Annotated in this window: 16 protein-coding genes; 3 read left to right on the forward strand and 13 right to left on the reverse strand. The window is 48.3% G+C overall.

Annotation, left to right across the window (positions count from 1 at the left end):
- Positions 1–26 precede the first annotated feature (26 nt).
- From AC0J5I_RS03080 to AC0J5I_RS03110, 7 genes are all read right to left on the reverse strand, one after another.
- Positions 27–1,532 carry a carbon starvation CstA family protein gene (locus tag AC0J5I_RS03080; protein WP_475303524.1) on the reverse strand — a complete coding sequence of 502 codons (1,506 nt, stop codon included), beginning with the start codon at positions 1,530–1,532 and terminating at the stop codon, positions 27–29.
- Positions 1,533–1,689: 157 nt separating this feature from the next.
- Positions 1,690–2,427 carry a LytTR family transcriptional regulator DNA-binding domain-containing protein gene (locus AC0J5I_RS03085; RefSeq protein WP_107996472.1) on the reverse strand — a complete coding sequence of 246 codons (738 nt, stop codon included), beginning with the start codon at positions 2,425–2,427 and terminating at the stop codon, positions 1,690–1,692.
- A 2-nt stretch (positions 2,428–2,429) separates the two neighbouring features.
- Entirely contained in the window at positions 2,430–4,178 is a 1,749-nt protein-coding gene (locus tag AC0J5I_RS03090; protein WP_475303532.1) for a LytS/YhcK type 5TM receptor domain-containing protein, read from the reverse strand.
- Positions 4,179–4,294: 116 nt separating this feature from the next.
- Positions 4,295–4,633, reverse strand: a complete 339-nt coding sequence (locus AC0J5I_RS03095) for a thioredoxin family protein (protein WP_475303537.1) — start codon at positions 4,631–4,633, stop codon at positions 4,295–4,297.
- A gap of 135 nt (positions 4,634–4,768) precedes the next feature.
- The gene (gene manA / locus AC0J5I_RS03100) at positions 4,769–5,728 is read right to left on the reverse strand and encodes a mannose-6-phosphate isomerase, class I (RefSeq protein WP_475303541.1); all 960 of its coding nucleotides are present in this window, start codon (positions 5,726–5,728) and stop codon (positions 4,769–4,771) included.
- Positions 5,729–5,748: 20 nt separating this feature from the next.
- Complete coding sequence (locus AC0J5I_RS03105) at positions 5,749–7,710, reverse strand: BglG family transcription antiterminator (protein WP_475303545.1); 1,962 nt, start codon at positions 7,708–7,710, stop codon at positions 5,749–5,751.
- 111 nt (positions 7,711–7,821) lie between these two features.
- A complete protein-coding gene (locus AC0J5I_RS03110; RefSeq protein ID WP_475303549.1) occupies positions 7,822–9,783 on the reverse strand; it encodes a fructose-specific PTS transporter subunit EIIC in 1,962 nt (653 codons plus the stop codon).
- A 200-nt stretch (positions 9,784–9,983) separates the two neighbouring features.
- On the opposite strand from AC0J5I_RS03110, the gene AC0J5I_RS03115 reads away from it, so the two are divergent.
- Complete coding sequence (locus AC0J5I_RS03115; RefSeq protein WP_107996412.1) at positions 9,984–10,538, forward strand: plasmid pRiA4b ORF-3 family protein; 555 nt, start codon at positions 9,984–9,986, stop codon at positions 10,536–10,538.
- A 189-nt stretch (positions 10,539–10,727) separates the two neighbouring features.
- Here the strand turns inward: AC0J5I_RS03115 and AC0J5I_RS03120 are convergent, their stop codons facing one another.
- From AC0J5I_RS03120 to AC0J5I_RS03130, 3 genes are all read right to left on the reverse strand, one after another.
- Positions 10,728–11,960 (reverse strand): L-lactate MFS transporter, encoded by a 1,233-nt coding sequence (locus AC0J5I_RS03120; protein ID WP_107996468.1) that lies wholly within the window; start codon positions 11,958–11,960, stop codon positions 10,728–10,730.
- 13 nt (positions 11,961–11,973) lie between these two features.
- Complete coding sequence (locus AC0J5I_RS03125; RefSeq protein ID WP_107996410.1) at positions 11,974–13,542, reverse strand: acyl CoA:acetate/3-ketoacid CoA transferase; 1,569 nt, start codon at positions 13,540–13,542, stop codon at positions 11,974–11,976.
- Positions 13,543–13,625: 83 nt separating this feature from the next.
- A complete protein-coding gene (locus AC0J5I_RS03130) occupies positions 13,626–14,585 on the reverse strand; it encodes a nitronate monooxygenase (protein WP_475305473.1) in 960 nt (319 codons plus the stop codon).
- 396 nt (positions 14,586–14,981) lie between these two features.
- Between AC0J5I_RS03130 and AC0J5I_RS03135 the strand changes: the two genes are divergently transcribed.
- Complete coding sequence (locus AC0J5I_RS03135) at positions 14,982–15,911, forward strand: LysR family transcriptional regulator (protein ID WP_475303560.1); 930 nt, start codon at positions 14,982–14,984, stop codon at positions 15,909–15,911.
- Positions 15,912–16,003: 92 nt separating this feature from the next.
- Here AC0J5I_RS03135 and AC0J5I_RS03140 read toward each other — a convergent pair whose 3' ends face one another.
- On the reverse strand, positions 16,004–16,351 hold the full coding sequence (locus AC0J5I_RS03140) for a hypothetical protein (RefSeq protein ID WP_107996404.1): 348 nt from the start codon (positions 16,349–16,351) through the stop codon (positions 16,004–16,006).
- Between the two features lie 291 nt (positions 16,352–16,642).
- On the opposite strand from AC0J5I_RS03140, the gene AC0J5I_RS03145 reads away from it, so the two are divergent.
- The gene (locus tag AC0J5I_RS03145) at positions 16,643–17,098 is read left to right on the forward strand and encodes an OsmC family protein (protein WP_475303568.1); all 456 of its coding nucleotides are present in this window, start codon (positions 16,643–16,645) and stop codon (positions 17,096–17,098) included.
- A 65-nt stretch (positions 17,099–17,163) separates the two neighbouring features.
- Here AC0J5I_RS03145 and AC0J5I_RS03150 read toward each other — a convergent pair whose 3' ends face one another.
- Entirely contained in the window at positions 17,164–17,547 is a 384-nt protein-coding gene (locus AC0J5I_RS03150) for a MerR family transcriptional regulator (RefSeq protein WP_199903016.1), read from the reverse strand.
- A gap of 132 nt (positions 17,548–17,679) precedes the next feature.
- On the reverse strand, positions 17,680–18,483 hold the full coding sequence (locus AC0J5I_RS03155) for an HAD-IIB family hydrolase (protein WP_107996398.1): 804 nt from the start codon (positions 18,481–18,483) through the stop codon (positions 17,680–17,682).
- Positions 18,484–18,496: the final 13 nt, after the last annotated feature.

An 18,496-nucleotide genomic window follows, 5' to 3' on the forward strand; every position in this document is an offset into this window, starting at 1 on the left:
CAGGGAGTTTCTTTATCTTCAATTAGTTATTCGGCTGCTACTGTTGCCGGTACTGCTTCAGCGGAAGCAAACGTTCCGATCGGCAGATGATCGTTCAACAGTTCCGATTCCGGATCCAATGCAGCTTTCTGTTTCACGCCGGTTGTCCAGTAAAGTGCCATGATCGCAACGGTTGAAATCAGTCCGACCAGGTAAGTGGCCGTCTGCAATCCCATCCGGAATCCGATCGGCTCGCTCAGGATATAGACGACACAGGCATATAGCATGAATGTTGCAGGCAATAAGGTAACCAAGTAATTTTTGTTTTTCAGATACAAGTAACGCGTCGACATCAGCAAAGCGATAACGGCTGTGACTTGGTTCGCCCAGTTGAAGTATCTCCAGATCAGGTTGAAATCCACTTTCGTCAAGAAGAACGAGATGACAAACAACGGAATCGTCATCATCAGGATCTTTTTCATTGAATCCTGTTTTATGTTCAGGTAGTCTGCCAAGATTGTGCGCAGGCTTCTGAAAGCGGATAGTCCTGATGAGATCGGCAAGACGATGACGCCGATGATGGCGACCGTACCGAAGACATTCCCTAATAACATAGTAGAAACTTGGTTGACGACGACTGACGGCGTACCGGCATCGATCATTTGGCTCAACGTTTGGCCGTCGAACAAGGCCATGGAAGCGCCAGCCCAGATCATGGCGATGACGCCTTCGGCAATCATCATGCCGTAGAAAAGGAAGCGGCCTTCCCGCTCGTTCGTCGACGTCCTAGAAACCATCGGCGCTTGGGTCGCATGGAAACCGGAAATGGCGCCACAGGAAATCGTAAAGAAGATTGCCGGGAAAATCGGTGTGCCTTTCGGATGGAAATTCTGCAAAGTGCCCATCGTCAATTCAGGCAGGTTATGTCCGCCCGTCAGCAAGCTGATTCCGATAGCGATCGTGCTGATGATCAGAATCGCGCCGAACCAAGGATAGACTTTCCCCATCGCCTTGTCAATCGGCAGGATGGTGGAGATGAGATAGTAAGCGAAAATCAGCATGGTGATGATGCCGATCGTCATCCAATCGGGTGTGATGCTGGCAATCAGATTGGCGGGTGACGTGACGAAGACAGTGGCTACCAGCATTAACAGCAGCATGGCGAAGATGTTGACGACGTGCTTGACCGGTTTGCCTAGGTATTTGCTGGCCAATTCCGGCAAGTGCGCGCCATCGTTCCGCAAGGAAATCATCCCGACCATGTAATCGTGGACAGCTCCTCCGAAGATGCAGCCGACGATGATCCAGATGTAGGCGACCGGACCGTAAAGCGCTCCCATAATCGGTCCGAAAATAGGACCCGTTCCGGCAATATTCAATAGTTCAATGATGGCATTTTTTGATTTTGACATCGGGACAAAGTCATATCCGTCCTTCAGTGCTTCAGCGGGAGTCGTTCTTTCCGGATCGATGGAAAAGTTCTTTTCGATGTAGCGCCCATAAGTAAAGTAACCTAGAATCAGTAAGGCGATTCCTCCAAGTAAAGTAAGCATCTAGTTTCCTCCTTCAAAATAACTGTGCGGCCAACACGTTCGTTCTATGGCTTTACTTTACTGGAGAAAGGAAGACTTTTGGGTCATTTGCGCCCGAAACGACAAAACTGCAGGCCGAGTTGCACGCCTGCAGTCCTGAAATTCATTCACTTTTTGATCAGATGCCTACTTTTTCTTTGAAGTCCTTCATATAAGAACGGCTGACGGGTATCTTCAAGCCGTTGCTCATCGTCAGTTGAAATGTATTGTTGAACCATGGCTGGATTTCCTTTATTTCCTTCAGATTGATGAGGAAGGCGCGGTGGACCCGCAGGAAAGGATGGCCGCCGATTTTTTTCTCGAGCGCACTGAGCGGCTCGTGGATGATGTACTCCATATTTTTCGTATAGATGGTCGTTTCGCCGTTCTCGACTCCGATGGCGATGATTTCCGGGACCTGCAGCATATAAATCCGCTCGTCCATCTGGATGGGCAGCACCTGCAATCCCGCATCCTGTCGCTTCGGTGGTTCCGGCTCTCCAATACGCTCTTGCTTTTGATGCTGTCCGTAGGCTTTTTTGACCGCTTGCTGGATCCGTTCCAGTTCAAAAGGCTTCAGGACGTAATCGGTCGCATTCAGTTCAAACGCTTTGATGGCATAGTCATCATAGGCCGTCGCAAAAATGATCAGCGGCGGGTTCTTCAGTTTATTGATTTTGCCGGCCAGCGAGAGGCCACTTTCATTCGTCAGGTGGATGTCCAAAAAAATCAGATCCACCGGGTCCGCGAGCATCGCTCCCAGCGCTTCTTCGATCGAATCCGCTTGGGCAATGGCGCTCACGCCTTCGCATTTCCCCAGCAGGTAGGCCAGTTCATCCCTTGCCAATGGTTCATCATCCACAATCAATACCCGCATTCTCATCCCTGCCTTTCTTGATAAGGTACCGTGCAATAGACGGTTGTTCCTGTTGGTGAAGATACGAAATGCAATTTGGCCGATTCGCCGAACAGGCTGATCAGCCGTTTATTCAGATTTTCCAATGCCGAGCCGGTCCCTTCAACCGAAGGCACAGCTTCTTTGCCCAATTTCTCCAAGCGACTGGAGTCGATGCCTTCGCCGTTGTCCCGGACGGAAATGAATACCCCGTCAGGACTGTTCTTCACATCGATCCATACCCGATTATCTGTTTTCCGGCTGCCAAAAGCATGCTTGAACGCGTTCTCCAATAGAATCTGGATCAGGAAAGGCGGCAATAGCACCTCTTCCATGCCTTCCTCGATGGAAATGTCGACTTGGTAGCGGTCCGGGAAACGGGCTTGCTCCAATGAACGGTAAGCTTCCACCTGCGTGAGTTCCTTCATCAACGGAATCAGGTTAGTGCGGGCGCCCTGCAGATTGGACCGGAAAAAATTGCTGAGTTGGATCAGCAGCCTGCGTGCCTGTTCGCTGTCGACCCGGATCAGTGCCGAGACGGTGTTGATGGCGTTGAAGAAGAAATGCGGATTCACTTGCGCCTGCAAGGATTTGATTTCCGCATCCTGGAGCAGTTTGCTCTGCAATTCGATTTCGCCCAATTCGATCTGGCTGGAAAAGATATTGCCGAGGCCTTCCGCCAACTGCCTTTCCACAAAAGTCAATTTCGCCGCATCCGTGAAATACAGCTTCAATGTGCCGATGGTTTTCCCTTGCGCTTTCAGCGGGATGACGAGCGCCGCTTGCAAAGGACAGTCCGGATGGTTGCAGCCGATTTCGTCATGGGAATGGACTTCCCTGATTCTCCCTGTCCGCAGCACTTCTTTTGATAATTCGGTCAATATTTCGTTCGAGGCGATGTGGTGGTCGCTTGCTGCGCCGACATAGGCTAAAATCCTTTCGGTGTTCGTGATGCTGACGGCGGATACCTTCATCAATTGTTGGATGATTTTGGCCGCTTCCGTGCACGAAGCTTCGTTCATGCCGGAACGGAAATAAGGCATCGTTCGGTTCGCCAATTCGAGCACATCATGCGTCTGCACCGCTTTCGTCTGTTCGACTTGGCGCAGCGTGGAGCCGATGATGGAAAGGAAAATGCCGGTCCCCATGCTGTTGACGAGGATCATTGGAAACGCAATGAATGTCACCAGATCCCAAGCTGCCTGAAGATTGCGGCTCAACACCAGGATGCTGAGCATTTGGACCGCTTCCGTCGCGGCTCCGATCATAAAGCCTTCCTTTATCGTCGGATAAGTATTTTTCCGCATCGTTTTGGTGCCGTACAGACCGGAAATGAGCCCGATCAAGATGGAAGAAATCACATAAATATAAGCCTCTTCTCCACCTTGGAAGAAACGGATGACGCCCGAGATGATGCCGACGGATGTGCCAACCAACGGCCCGCCGATCAGCCCGGCGACGCCGATTGTCAGCACTCGTGTGTTCGCCAAGGATGCTCCCTCAGAAAGCTTCATCAGCACTTGGTCGGATACGATGCGGTCCTGGCTGATCTCAACGCCCGTATAGTTCGAGATGACCGCGAAGAGGCCGAATACGACAATCAGCGCCACTTTAGTGCTCAAACGTTGGCGTTCCCTTAATCTGTCCCTGAAATAGTGGATATTCATCAGCAGATAAGCCAAAATGATGATCAGCCCGACCCGCTCCAATATCAAAATGAATAAATTAAACATGACCGCTCCTTTCAAGATAATGATTATCTTTAGTTTACACCAGAAATAACAAATTTGTGCACAAAAAACGATAGCCCAAGCTTCGCGCTTCAGGCTATCGTTCCTTTATCAAGCTATCAGAAATTATCCGCAATCCTCTGGAATTGGTGATGCAGCTCGTCCATCACGACGAAGCGGGCTTCGCGGATCATCTCTTTGCCTTCAACGAACAACAGCAATGCCGGAACGGTGAAGACGGTGAATTCGCCCGCGACTTCCGGGATGTCATCGGCGTTCGCTTGGATCGCTTTGATTGCCGGGAATTCTTCCAGCATCTCTTGCACTTGCGGTTGGACCGCGTGGCAGACACCGCAGTTCGTCCTGGAAATATAAACAAACGCCAATTTGTTATCAGCGATGAAATGACGGATTTCTTCTATTGAAGTTGCTTGTTGAAAATTATTTGGATAAAACACAATTTGACCTTCTTCCTCTTTCATTTTTTCGTCATTATAGCACGTGAATCGGAATAAGTCCGTTTTGCGGATTGGACAAGGAACGTCAAAAACCTGACCATTCAAAGATGATCAGGTTTCTTAACAGCATTTGCCTCACGTATTTTTCGGTCCTGGTGTCGACGCAATCAATTCCATTTCGCCAGACAATACCCACGCCTCGACCGGAGCAGGAAGAATGAAATGATCCCCTTTCTTCAAAGAATACACCTTATCGGCAACGGTGAGTTCCCCCGACCCTTCGATGACGCTGACAAGTGTATAAGGGGCTTCCTTCTTGAATTCCATGTGCGTTTGGATATCCCACTTATGCACGGTGAAATAATCGCTCTTGATAAAAGTTGTCAGCGTGTTGCCGTCTGTCGACTTGACTTCAAAATGATTGACAGGATCCCGATGAGGAATCATGGACACTTCAAGGGCTTGCTGGATATGCAGCTCTCGTTTGCAGCCGGTGTCATCCAATCGGTCGTAGTCATAGACACGGTAGGTCGTGTTGCTGCTTTGCTGTGTTTCCAGTGTCAGGATACCCGCACCGATTGCGTGGATGGTTCCGCTCGGCACATAATAGAAATCGCCCGCTTTCACCTTCACATTGCGCAGCAAGTCTTGCCAATCGCCCTCGTAGATCATTGTTTTGAATTGTTCTTTCGTCGTGGCATTGTGGCCGTAGATAATTTCGGCGCCTTCATCCGCATCAATGATATACCAGCATTCCGTTTTGCCCTGCTCCCCTGTATGCTTCAAGCCATAGTCATCGTCCGGATGCACTTGGACAGATAACTCTTGTTTGGCATCGATGATTTTGGCCATCAGCGGAAATACTTCCGCTGATGGATTTCCGAACAGTTCTGGGTGCTTTGCGTAAAGGGTATCCAACGGCATCCCTGCGTATGAGCCGTCCGCAACGGTTCCGGTTCCGTCCGGATGTGCGCTGATCGCCCAACATTCCCCAGTGTGTTCGGAAGGTAGCTCGTAACCATAGATATCCCTCAGTTTCGTACCTCCCCAAATTTTTCCCTGCAATTTTGGGTTCATGAATAATGGTTCCTGCATCTTCTTCCTCCTAAATTCATTCACTGTTCTTCCATTTTGAAATAGCTTAAAAATTTTAATCGATCCTGTTCCTTCAGCATTTTTTCATACAATAGCGGGTTCTCCATCAACCGATTCATAAACACGAAAAACTGCTTCATGTTCGCATTTTTCAGTTCCTCTTTTTTCACTGCCAATAAAAAGACCAACGAAACATTTTCGTTTCCCCATTTGATTGGCTGTCTGAATGTGAGACAACTGATGCTGGACTGACGGATGTAGCGCGGATCCCCGTGCGGCAATGCGATCCCCATTCCGATCCCGGTTGAAGAGTGGCTTTCCCGCCCCAAAACTGTCTCCAGGTATTCTTTCTCGACATATCCCTTACTGAATATTTGCTGCACAATGAAAATCAAAGCAGCTTCTGGAGTCGTAAAGGATTGCCCCAAATGCACCAGAAACGGCTGGGTATAACGCAGGATGTCCCATTGCTCGTTTTTTTCTGCCTGCTTTGCCGGTTGTTTTCTGATGAAACGGGCAATTTGCCGTACTTCTTCATCGTTCAGCAACGGGGAAATGAGCAATGTTGTTACACCACTATCCGGAAGCGGTTCTGTCGTCACCACTAGATCAAGCTGATGACTTTGCAGATACGTTTTCAATTCAGCCGCAGAAAGGATAACGGTTTCCTCAATTTCGGGGAAATGCCGTTCGATTTTTGCTTGTAAAAATGCAGAAACGCCTATGCCGAAATGGCAGACGATTCCGACAATGAGCTTCTTGGGCAGCTGCATATGCACCCGCTCCAAAGCTGCTTGGAAATGGACCGTCAGATAACCGACTTCGTCTTCCGGGATGGAAATCCCAATCCTTTCATTATATTCCTCGACTACTGTCAGGATGAAATAAAATAGATGGGGGTATTCCTTCTTTATCTCGCTCAGAAGCGGGTTGGAAACGGCAAGTCCCCCTTCGATCCGGTTGGCGGTCGTCCGAAGATGGATCTGCAGATTGGTCAGCAATGCTTTATCCTCCACAAGCGGAAGATTTTCAAAATCACTGACTTCCTCCAGCAGCTCCCGCACCAATTCATCCACCCAATCAGGCCCTGCTTTGAGATCCGTCTCCGCTGATTTCAGTTGATGTTCTATTCTGGATCCATGGAAATGAAGCGCCAGATAGGCCTTTTCATTGACCGGAAAAACAAGATTCAGACGTTTTTCGACCCAACGCGAAACCGTTTCGCTCCAATCGAAAGATTCGGTTCCGTCGATTGCGCGAAGCTCCTTATCCGAGAGTTCGATAGGTTGATTCAAATAGATCCGTTTGATCGTAAAAAGGATATGGATGACCAGACTTTCCAGTGTTTCGGGATTGATACTGATTTCGTATGTAGCCTGCAGAGCTTTCAAAGCATCTTGGACAATCTTGATTTCACTGGGATCAAAAAATTGGAGTAACGCTTTTTCTTTTGTCGATAGATCTTTCAATCTTTTCGCTGTCTTCGCCAGAACGCCTCTTTTATCTTTTTCCCTACCTTCAACGACCGTTCCGTAATTCTGCCTCGTCATGAGTGTCAGACCGTAAGGCGCAATCTCTTTGTCCAGCCATTCCAGATCCTCCTTGATGACTGCTTTATTGACATAGTATTTCTCTGCCAACGAAGTAAGTGTAAGTGGTGCATCAGCCATCAACAAGTGATAGAGAATCAGTAGCCGGCGCCCCATGTCCTCCTTATAAGAGCTGTCCGAATCAGAAGCATGGACAATCTCCATCAGTTTTTTGACATTCCGTTTTTCTGCTCTCAGGCTGACACCGATCCCCGGTCTTCTTTCCAATTTCCCCTCATGGAGTCGCCCTTCCAGCAGTTGCTCTATTTTATCCAAATCATTCCGGATAGTCCTTACCGAACAATCCTGTTCCACCGCTAATTCTCCGATTGTCCGAAACTCATTCAAGTGGGCCAGCAGGCTTCGCAATAAGTTCAATTGCCGCTCATTCATTTTTTCACCTCCTAAAAAAACCATTCCTCGCATCCGAAAGCCTTTCCATCCATTATACGGGGAATGATTCTTAGGTTCAATTTATGCTGCTATTGCCATGATCCATTCAAACTAGGAGACCGTTCTAAGCATCTCATATGCCTTTTCTGTTGTCTCGACTGACATAAGGTCGTTTCTGAATGCATCATCCATCAATCTTCTGGATAACATTTGCAGAATCTTCAGATGCGCATCGTTTTGATTTTCGGCAGGTACCGCAATCATGAAGATCAGTTTTGCGGGGCTGCCGTCCAGGCTGTCCCAGTCCACGCCTGCTTTTTTTCTGCCGAATACGACGCAAGGCTCTGAGACCGCCGCTGACTTTCCGTGAGGGATTGCAATGTTCATGCCGATGCCGGTCGTGCTTTCTGCTTCCCGTTCCAGGATGGCTTTCTTGAACTCGCTGCGTGACGTTACATTGCCGTGTGTTGCCAGTGCATCAACCAATTCGTCCATCGCACTGTCTTTTGAGTCGCTTTCCAAGTCCAAAATGATCAAGTCTCTTGTCAAAATATCCGTCAGTTGCGAAACTGGCTTACTGCCCGTTGCTTTCTTAACCACAACTGGAGCAGCCTCAGGCATTTTTGTCGTGGCTGGCGCAACAGCAACTGCGATCAGTTCCCCAATTATCACATCTTTTTTCAGGATTTTCAGCATCATGACCGTTACAGCAACACCCACCGCAACCGCAACGAAGAACATAAGTACATTATCGACTGCACCAAGGAGGGCAACAATCGGTCCTCCATGTGCCACTCGATCGCCTACATTCCCTAGTGCCGCAACAACTGAACCGGCCATCGAACCAACGACGATGCTCGGAATGACACGCAACGGATCTTGCGTTGCAAATGGGATAGCTCCTTCAGTGATTCCGAACAATCCCATCGTGAAGCTGGCCTTCCCTGTTTCTTTTTCCGTCTGCGTAAACTTATCTTTCAAAAGGAACGATGCGACTCCCAAACCGATGGGAGGGATACAGATAGCGACAGCGATTGGCCCCATGATTTCATAATTGCCTTGCGCAATCATACCCGAACCGAAGAGGAAGGCTACCTTATTGAATGGGCCGCCCATATCGACAGCTATCATCGCACCCATGATCAATGCCAGGACGATTTCACTGGACCCTTGCATTCCTGCCAGCCAGTTTGTCAACATCTCAAAAAATGATGCAACCGGCTGTCCGATAACGAAGATGAACAATAATCCCACTACGAGTGTGGCTATGATCGGGATGAAGATGATCGGCATGACTGCCTGCATCGCCTTCGGAACCTTCACTTTTTTCAGCGCCAGCGCCACATACCCTGCCAGGAAACCGGTGATGATACCACCGATGAATCCAGCATTCGCTTCGCTTCCGTAGAAACTTCCGTTGGCTGCAACAAGTCCACCAATCATACCCGGAACAAGACCCGGTCTGTCGGCGATGCTGTAGGCGATGTATCCGGATAGGATCGGGATGATTAAGCCCATCGCCGCACCACCCAGAGCGATTACGGTCGACCAAATGGAATCTTCCGGAATGACGATTCCTGTAGCGGTTGGCTCACCGCCCAACGTCAAGGCGATCGCAATCAGTAATCCTCCGACGACAACGAACGGAACCATATAGGAAACGCCGTTCATCAAACTTTGATAGATTGGATTTTTCCTTTTCTCGGAGTTGCTCTCTGAGCCCGTCCGAACGGCTGAGGCGCTGCCATAAACAGGTGCATGCCCATCAATGATCTGTTGGATCAATTTTTCGGGATTACGGATACCTTCCTGCACGCCTACAGTCACCATCGGTTTGCCTTGGAAACGTGATTTGTCCAATACGGTATCTGCAGCTATGATGACGCCATCCGCTTCACGGATTTCCGCATCGGTCAATGCATTTTCAATACCGATCGATCCATGTGTTTCGACTTTGATTTCCACTCCCATTTTTTCCCCGGCTTTTTGGATATTCTCTGCTGCCATGTAGGTATGGGCTATGCCGACAGGGCACGCTGTTAAAGCGATGATTTTCTTTTTCCCAGTATTCATTTTTTTATCCACCTCTGTAGTTATTTGTTGTCCTTATTGTATCCCCTTTCCTGAGGAAATAAATCCCGATTTTTTTCTGGGATGTGGCAAAAATCAGATTATTTGCCGCATAACGTCCTCGCCCAACCCGTAGCACCCCTTCTTATTTGAACTCGCCCTATGAAACCGTTATACTGAAAATAAAAAAGGTGGTTTTTCAAATGATGTTCGAACTCAGGGTTACGCTTTTGGATGTCGGCATACCGGTTTGGCGGGATATACAATTGGATGACGACACGACCTTCTCCGATCTGCATTTCATTCTCCAAAGTGCATTCAACTGGTCCGATCTCCACCCGCATACTTTCAGGTTTGCCTCGCCGCATAAAGACACATTGGCAGAAACCGATCGTCTGCGGGACCATGTCCAAGGAAAAGACGACAAAATCATCTACACTTACAATATGGAAGATAACTGGGAACATGAAATCATCCTGCAAAAAGCCTTTGAGGCGAAGGCGGACGTTCTCTATCCCCGTTGCGTGCGCGCCGAGAATCTGACGCCGGAGGAAGACCATACCCGCCTCGATATCACGGATGGCACACTGGACCTCGCGTATAAAGATTCCGGGGAAATTGTGAAAGCAATCAATGAGGAATTGGCTTATCTGAACGTCAGCGGCCTAGGCGAAGGCCTGCCGGGGCTTGATGAGGACGAGTGGATAGCTTTGGATGATGACGAAGATGAATGGGAAGATGACGGCGGACATCTGTGAAAAGCTGACAACAACAAAAGGCAAGCATTCGGGCTTTTATGGAGCCGCATGCTTGCCTTTTGTTGTCGGATATATCGCGCGTCCGGCTGGGTTGTCCGATATCCCGCAACTATCGGACAACCTACAAGCAAAAACACCTCCTGCGCCTGAAATCAGACGTAGGAGGTGTTTTACATTAATCAGGATTGCTTATTGAGCAGTTTCTGTGATCGATTTCGTTGCTGTTTTTTTCTTGTAAACAAGATCCAGGATCAGACCTGCAGCCGCAACCACGATAGCAACATAGAAAGCTTTGGTGAAGTCACCGTTGTTTGCAGCAGCGATTCCTGCTGTTACTTTAGGTGCAACGAAAGCGGATGTCGAGTAACCGATGAACACGATACCGTAGTTGACGCCTTGGAATTTCGGTCCGAAGTTATCCATGACTAACGATGGGAACACGCCCATCACACCGCCGAAGCATAGGCCTAAACCAATTATCCCGAGTGTAAAACCGAACATGGATTTGACAAAAATAAGGATCAAGAAAGTAAGAATGATGACACTATACATGATGCTGATAGTCGTGGGTTGGCCCAATTTATCGGAAACAGCGCCCCAGATAACGCGACCCATAGTATTGCTAAGAGAATACACGCTGACATATACGGCTGCCGCTGCTGCGGATAGGCCGAACATGGATTGTCCGATCGGAGAAGCGTTTGAAGCGATCATCAAGCCTGAGAAAGCACCCATGGCGAACATCAGGATGATCATATAGAATTTCGGATCCTGCAGCATTTCTTTCCAGTTCTTGTTTACGACCGGTTTATTCGCTGCTGCAGTAGCCGCTGCGTTCATATTTTTTGGCATATAATCTTTCGGAGCAACCTTGATGAAGAGGCTGCAAGTGAAGCTGATGATGGCATAGGCGATACCCATCCGCACGAAAGTATCGGCAACGCCAATACTTTGGATCAGTTGGTTTGCGATCGGAGCTGCGATGATGGCCGCTCCGCCCATACCTGCTGTGATCAATCCGGAAGCCAAACCTTTTTTATCCGGGAAGAAACGGATTGTGTTGCTTAGGCAACCTGAGTAAGCGAAGCCTTGTCCGAAACCAGCCATCAAACCGTAATAAATGTACAATTCAGTCAAAGTAGTTGCCGTACCCGCCAAAGCAAAACCGACACCGAACAATACCGCTCCGGCCATCGTGCTCCATTTCGACCAACCTTTGTCGGTCAAGAAGCCGCCCAAGATCATCGGAATCGGCCCTAAAGCCGCGTTGATCGCGAAGGCTACCATGACCTCAGCCATTGTCCAACCTCTTGCGGCAGACAACGGTCCCGCCAACACGCTGAAAGCATAAACTGCACCCGTACACATCAAGATACCCATAGAGCTGACCAAGACAGCCCAACGATTAATTTCCTTTTTCATCAACAACACTCCCTTATTTTCCATTCGCCATAACGATGTTTTTTAGTTCTCCCCAATTTTCGCGGAACATGCCTTCGTTCATTACTTTCAGATTTTCAGCAATGACCGGTTTGAAGCCCATTTGTCCCAAAATATCTTTTTCAAGATCGACGCCCGGGGCGATTTCGATCAGGCGCAATTTGCCTTTCTCGAGGTCGAATACCGCACGTTCTGTTACGTACAATACTTCCTGTTCCACTTCGGACGCGTATTCCCCGCTGAAAGTGACTTGTTCGACTTCAGCTACGAATTTCTTCGCTTTGCCTTCCTGGATGATCGTCAAACGGCCATCTTTGACTTCCTGCTGCAAGCCACCGGCAGTAAAGGTTCCTGCAAACACCAATTTTTTGGCAGCTTGGGAAATATTGATGAATCCGCCGCAACCAGCGACACGATTGCCGAACTTGGATACATTCACGTTTCCGTATGCATCGGTCTGAGCCAACCCCAACACGGATAAGTCCAAGCCGCCGCCATCATAGAAATCGAATTGCGCATGATGATCCATGATCGCTTCGCTATTGAAGGCATGCCCGAAATCCCGCAATCCTGCCGGAACGCCGCCGATCGATCCAGCTTCGGTCGTCAACACCAATTGATCGCTGATTCCTTCCTCAGCACCGACTGTCGCGACATTGACAGGAATCCCTACGCCAAGGTTCAGGATAGCGGACGGAACCAACTCCATCGCTGCACGGCGGGCGATAACTTTACGTGCGTCCAATGGAAGTGCCGTTACAGCATCCATTGGTACTTTTGTATCGCCGGAGAAAGCCGGATTGTACTCAGTGTTTTCTGTCTGGAACTGATTGCCTGGTTGTGCCACGACAATGTAATCGACCATGATACCCGGTACTTTGACGTCTTTAGGATGCAGCGTGCCTGCTGCTGCTAATGTTTCCACTTGTGCGATCACGATGCCGCCTGAGTTTTTGACAGCCTGTGCGACCGGCAGCACTTCCATGTGCAAACCTTCTTTTTCAAGCGTCAAGTTGCCTTTTTCATCGGCTACCGTTCCGCGGATCAGGCCGACATTGATCGGGAAAGTCGGGTAGAATAACCATTCTTCATTTTCGATTTCAACCACTTTGACGATATCTTCGGTCGTGCGCGGGGAAAGCTTGCCGCCTTCCAGACGCGGATCGACGAAGGTACGCATGCCGACTTTTGTGAACAAGCCCGGACGTTTTGCGGCGATTTCACGGTACAGTTGGGTAATGACCCCTTGCGGAAGGTTGTAGGCTTCGCATTTGTTTTCGACAATCAGGTCACTGAGTTGCGGAGAAGCACTGACGATGCCGCCGATCCAACGTTTGATCAAGCCTTCATGGGCAAGATGGCTCATCCCTTTTGTGCGGCGATCCCCTACAGCGCTCGCGTGGATGACTGTCAGGTTGTTCGGATGGCCTTCCGCTTTAAAGCGATCTTCGATGGAAATGGCCATCTCTTCGTTCACACAGGCCATACCGAATCCGGTTAATGCCACTGTGCTGTTGTCTTTGATCAATTTTGCCGCTTCTGCAGCTGTGATTACTTTTGTCATAAGTGTACCCTCCTATTTGCTCGTTCATTCACATAAGTAAGTAAGAAAAAAGCTCAGTCTTACTCTGAGCTTTTCAGTTTTGATTAATAAGCGATCTTCAATGATGCTGCGATTGCTTCAGCGTCCTTGAACAATGTTTCGATGATTTCTTTGGCAGGACGGATATCACGGACCATACCGGTGATTTGGCCGGCCATGACCGATCCATTCTCGACATCGCCTTCGAAGACGGCTTTGCTCAATGAACCCAATGATAATTCTTCCAATTCATCACGGGATGCATTGTTGTTTTCCAGTTCCTGGAACTTCGCAAGCATCTTGTTTTTGATGGAACGGACAGGTGCTCCGTTGCGGCGTCCTGTAACGATTGTAGCTGTATCATCAGCATCCAGTACGGCTTGCTTGAATGTAGCTGGAACCGGGCATTCTTCAGCAGACAAGAAAAGTGTTCCTACTTGGATCCCTTGAGCACCCATCGCGTACATCGCAACGACTCCGCGGCCATCACCGACTCCGCCGGCTCCCAATACAGGGATGTTGACTGCGCTGACTACTTGCGGCACTAAGCACATGGTTGTTGTTTCGCCGACGTGTCCGCCCGCTTCTGTTCCTTCAGCTACGATTGCATCAGCGCCCAAGGCTTCCATTTTCTGTGCATGTTTCACGGAAGCTACTACTGGAATGACTTTGATGCCAGCTTCTTTGAATTTCGGCATGAACGGTTTCGGTGTTCCTGCTCCAGTTGTTACGACTTTGACGCCCTCTTCAATCACGACATCAACCAATTCTGGGCAATTCTTCATCATCAACATCAAGTTAACGGCAAAAGGTTTGTCTGTCATGGTTTTGCATTTTTGGATTTCTGCGCGCAATTGATCTGCTGTCATCCCACCTGAAGCAATGATGCCTAGTCCGCCTGCATTTGAAACGGCAGAAGCGATATCAGCTGTTGCGATCCGTGCCATCGCTCCTTGAAAAATAGGATATTCTATTCCTAGCATTTCGCATAATGTTGTCATTTCGTTTTTCCTTCTTCCTTGAATTGTGAGTGATGAGTCTACAAGATTGGCTGAAATTGCCGTCCCACTTGCTCACCTTTTCTCTTGATAGTTGCATTATAGAATTGATCAGATTAATTGTGAAATAGTAATCTTCACCGGTTTATCATAACTGTTTGGTTATACGAAATAATTTGATTCGGAATGGAAAGCTCGTCATTAGTGAGTTTATGAACAAATATAATACACCTCTTTTTTGAGATAATGTATTTTGTCCATATCTTTTTTGTTCTGAATAGATATCATCTCCATAACTCTTCTGTTATAATTGTGATTATTTTATCTTTCACAATCGAAAATGCGTTAAAATAACTTCTGTGATACCCTATCGTTCTCTATTTCAAACAGAAATAAAGCCACCCATCGAAAGGATGACTTAAAATGCTGCAACAGACCACTATCATTGCCTACCTGGATGCTATCGTCAGTGAAGGGACCTTCACCCAGGCGGCAAAGTCTCTATATATTTCCCAACCTTACCTCAGCAAAACCATCACGAAACTGGAAGAGGAACTGCAAACCCAATTGGTCGAGCGCAATCGGACTCCGATGGAATTGACCTATGCCGGCGAAAGGTTCCTGACGCACATGAAAAAGATGCAGAACCAGTACGAGGATATGGTCAACGAATTGACCCTGATCACAAAACTGAAATACGGCCGGATCCGCATCGGTGTCCATCCGATCATGGGTTCCTTCCTTCTTCCGCTGATTTTGCCCAAGTTCCATGAAAAATATCCCGGCATCGTTCTGAAGATCATGGAACAGGACGCCAAGACGACAGAGATGGACCTGTTAGAAAACAAAGTCGATCTCTACTTGGGCATGCTGCCGATCCATAACGAACAGCTATCCTACACGATGCTTGCGGATGACAAATGGTGTGTCATTGTACCGGACACGAGCCCGCTGCACCAACCCGGGCTAAAGGAAATTGAAAAATTTCCGTACCCATTGAACTTATTGAAGAATGAAAAGTATGTGCTGACCACTTCCCAATCCGGGATCCGCAAACAGGCAAACGAATTCCTGAAGCATCTGGACATCAAAGCCGATATCGTCATGGAATCACAGAACATTTCTACAGCAGCAGCGCTTGCGCGAAAAGGAATGGGACTGACTTTTCTGCCGAAGAGTGCGCTCAACAACAGTGAATTGATGGACAGCTACAATATTTTTTATATCGAAACCAGCATCGTCCGCACCCGTTATTTCATCGCCTACAGCAAAGAAAAGACCCTTTCGTCCGTCGACTTGGCCCTGATCGATATGGCGAAAGAGCTGATGAAAGCCTACAGCGATTCCATCTAAAAAAATAGACAAAAAAGGAGCAGGAGAGTGCGTCATTTGCGCATTCCCTTGCTCTTTTTTTTGCATCACATATATAAAAAAAACACCAGAGCTCAGTCTGGTGTCCCAACATTCGCTGCTTTCAAGTTCTTGATTTCCAAAAACTTTTGGCAGAGTTTATCCAATTCCTGCTCCATCACAGCGCTCGTCTCAGGTGAATAACTGAGCATTTTTGCCGGATTGGATACCAAATCCAGAACGGAATCGGGAACCACCTTGTCGCCTTCGACATGGACAGCAATCTGTGGGAAGTAGTTCGTTGTCCCGCAGCAGGCTGAGACAAGATAGGCGATTTCATAATGCTCATTGCCTTTGTCGCGGATGCGGAAATAGCCATCGCCAATGAATTCCTTTTCCGGTCCGAAATTAGCCAATATCAGTTCCAAATCCTTCTTTTCCATTGAGAAAACCCCTTTTCTTCATGAATCAACCAAGATGATTATTTGCCTAAAAAACGTGAATATAGGCTTGTACTTCAACACTTGCCCGCACTTTTCCTTCAAAGATAGTATACCACTCTCGGACGGTTTTGGACATCCACTGTGCAACAGATGAGAGCAATATTTCTGGTATTTCCCCGAGCCACCTTCCTCGTGTGGAAGGAGTGCTTCTGGTAAGTTTATCCTTCACCGCTGTGATAAAATAAACTTGTAAGCGCTGACTGAACAAATCATAGAAACGGGGTTATCCAGATGACAGAAACAAAATTAGCGAAACTGAGAATCACTGGCCAATCACACCAAGGCATCACCACTACAGTAAAAGTCCGCAATCTGCCTGAATTTTTTGTGGATGAATCGGAACGGATGGGCGGCGACAACAAAGGGCCGAATCCGCTGGAATATCTTTTGAGTTCCTTGGCAGGCTGCACATCGATCATAGCCTATTATGTAGCCGAACAACAGGGGCTCGCCTACAGAGGACTGTCGTTCACCGTCGAAGGCACCTTTGATCCGCGCGGTTTTGCCGGGGAGGATGATATCCGGACCTACTTCCAGGAAGTCACGCTCATCAATCATATCGAAACTGATGAGACCGACGAAGCCATTGAGAAGCTGGCGGCTGAAGTCGAAAGAAGATGCCCCGTCTATAACCTCATGTTGGATGCTGGCGTCGACATGTCGACCCAATGGATTCGGACCAATTAAAAGAAACAAAAAAAACCCGTCAGGCCGCCTTATTTGGTCGGCTGATGGGATTTTTTTGCGTTGCATCACTTGAATTCCCTCAGCTTGTTTTCGCTCGGAACCATGTGGCTCGTATAATTTTCGATTTTGAATGTCAGTCGATCCATCGCTTGCTGCATGACATCGATCCGTTCCTGGAGTTCGCGCTGTTGTTCAACCAACAGATCCATTCTTGCCGGAACGGTCTCTTCGCCACTGCGGAAGAGTGCAAGATATTCGATCAAGGATTCGATCGATAAACCTGCATTGCGCATCTGGCGGCTGAAGACGATCCACTTCAGATCTTCTTCATCGAACTCACGGACCCCATTTTCATTCCTTTTTATTGGAGGAATCAGACCGATCCTCTCATAGTAGCGGATCGTATCAGCCGATACACCCGTTTGTTCGCTGGCCTTCTTTATGTTTATCATCTCGTCCATCCTTTCGGCATCAAAATCTATCCTGACAGTAAGCCTCAGTTACATTCTATACCTTGGAGTGGACTCCAAGTCAATTGGAAATTTTCGAGGATCGGAGATGCCCTTGCTTTAAATAAAGTGCTATTCTTGCAACGCAAGCAACTGGAGAATTGTGTGCGACACCGCATCCTCATCATTTGTCCTGCCCGTGATGAAAGCCGCCGTGTCCTTGATGATCGGATAAGCATTCCGCACAGCGAAACTGTATCTGCCGCTCTCCATCATTTCGATGTCGTTCATCCCATCCCCGAACACCATCGTTTCTTCCGGGGTGACCTGCAGCAGCTCCTGCAGTCGGGCGACCGTACTCCCTTTATGCACGTTGAAGTCGGTGATGTCCAGCCAGGCCTTCTCCGAAGCGACGATATGCGCCCGGTCGCTGTAATCGATTAATTTTTCAGCAGTTTGGATGCAGCGCTCTTGCATATCGCGGACTGTGATTTTGATAAAATCGTCCGCGATGGCCCCAAAATCAGCCACCGTAATCACTTTCTTGTACGATTTCCTGACAGCTGCGGATTCCTCGGGCGACAAATCACTTTTAATCATGGCGGCTTCTTTCGTGCAGGCAATCAACGTATGCCCAAGCTGCATCTCTTCCAGTTCGCGCAGGATGGCAAGGCCTGTCCCATTCTCTAACAACGATTCGTAAACGACTGCGCCGTTGCGTTTGATCCGCGACGCACTGTCCCCCAGGATCCAAAAATCAGCCGCATCCTCGCCGAATATTTCTTCGACGCGCTCGCTCTGCTTGCCGGTGCATGGCGCGAAAACGACTCCTTTTTCCGTCATCAACTGCTTGACCTGCTTGAAAAGTTCTCTATTGAAATCCCCTTTGTTGTTCAAGAACGTCCCGTCCATATCCGTCAAAATCAATTTGATCATCCGATATCCTCCG

Source organism: Trichococcus sp. TS_SC_9 (genome assembly GCF_056156325.1).

Bases quoted from the DNA above. Each gene is read 5' to 3' on its own strand.
- AC0J5I_RS03145 (WP_475303568.1), top strand. From the start codon at position 16,643: ATGACAGAAACAAAATTAGCGAAACTGAGAATCACTGGCCAATCACAC.
- AC0J5I_RS03110 (WP_475303549.1), bottom strand. From the start codon at position 9,783: ATGAATACTGGGAAAAAGAAAATCATCGCTTTAACAGCGTGCCCTGTC.
- AC0J5I_RS03140 (WP_107996404.1), bottom strand. From the start codon at position 16,351: ATGGAAAAGAAGGATTTGGAACTGATATTGGCTAATTTCGGACCGGAA.
- AC0J5I_RS03115 (WP_107996412.1), top strand. From the start codon at position 9,984: ATGATGTTCGAACTCAGGGTTACGCTTTTGGATGTCGGCATACCGGTT.
- AC0J5I_RS03085 (WP_107996472.1), bottom strand. From the start codon at position 2,427: ATGCGGGTATTGATTGTGGATGATGAACCATTGGCAAGGGATGAACTG.
- AC0J5I_RS03080 (WP_475303524.1), bottom strand. From the start codon at position 1,532: ATGCTTACTTTACTTGGAGGAATCGCCTTACTGATTCTAGGTTACTTT.
- AC0J5I_RS03125 (WP_107996410.1), bottom strand. From the start codon at position 13,542: ATGACAAAAGTAATCACAGCTGCAGAAGCGGCAAAATTGATCAAAGAC.
- manA (WP_475303541.1), bottom strand. From the start codon at position 5,728: ATGCAGGAACCATTATTCATGAACCCAAAATTGCAGGGAAAAATTTGG.
- AC0J5I_RS03155 (WP_107996398.1), bottom strand. From the start codon at position 18,483: ATGATCAAATTGATTTTGACGGATATGGACGGGACGTTCTTGAACAAC.
- AC0J5I_RS03135 (WP_475303560.1), top strand. From the start codon at position 14,982: ATGCTGCAACAGACCACTATCATTGCCTACCTGGATGCTATCGTCAGT.
- AC0J5I_RS03090 (WP_475303532.1), bottom strand. From the start codon at position 4,178: ATGTTTAATTTATTCATTTTGATATTGGAGCGGGTCGGGCTGATCATC.
- AC0J5I_RS03105 (WP_475303545.1), bottom strand. From the start codon at position 7,710: ATGAATGAGCGGCAATTGAACTTATTGCGAAGCCTGCTGGCCCACTTG.
- AC0J5I_RS03120 (WP_107996468.1), bottom strand. From the start codon at position 11,960: ATGAAAAAGGAAATTAATCGTTGGGCTGTCTTGGTCAGCTCTATGGGT.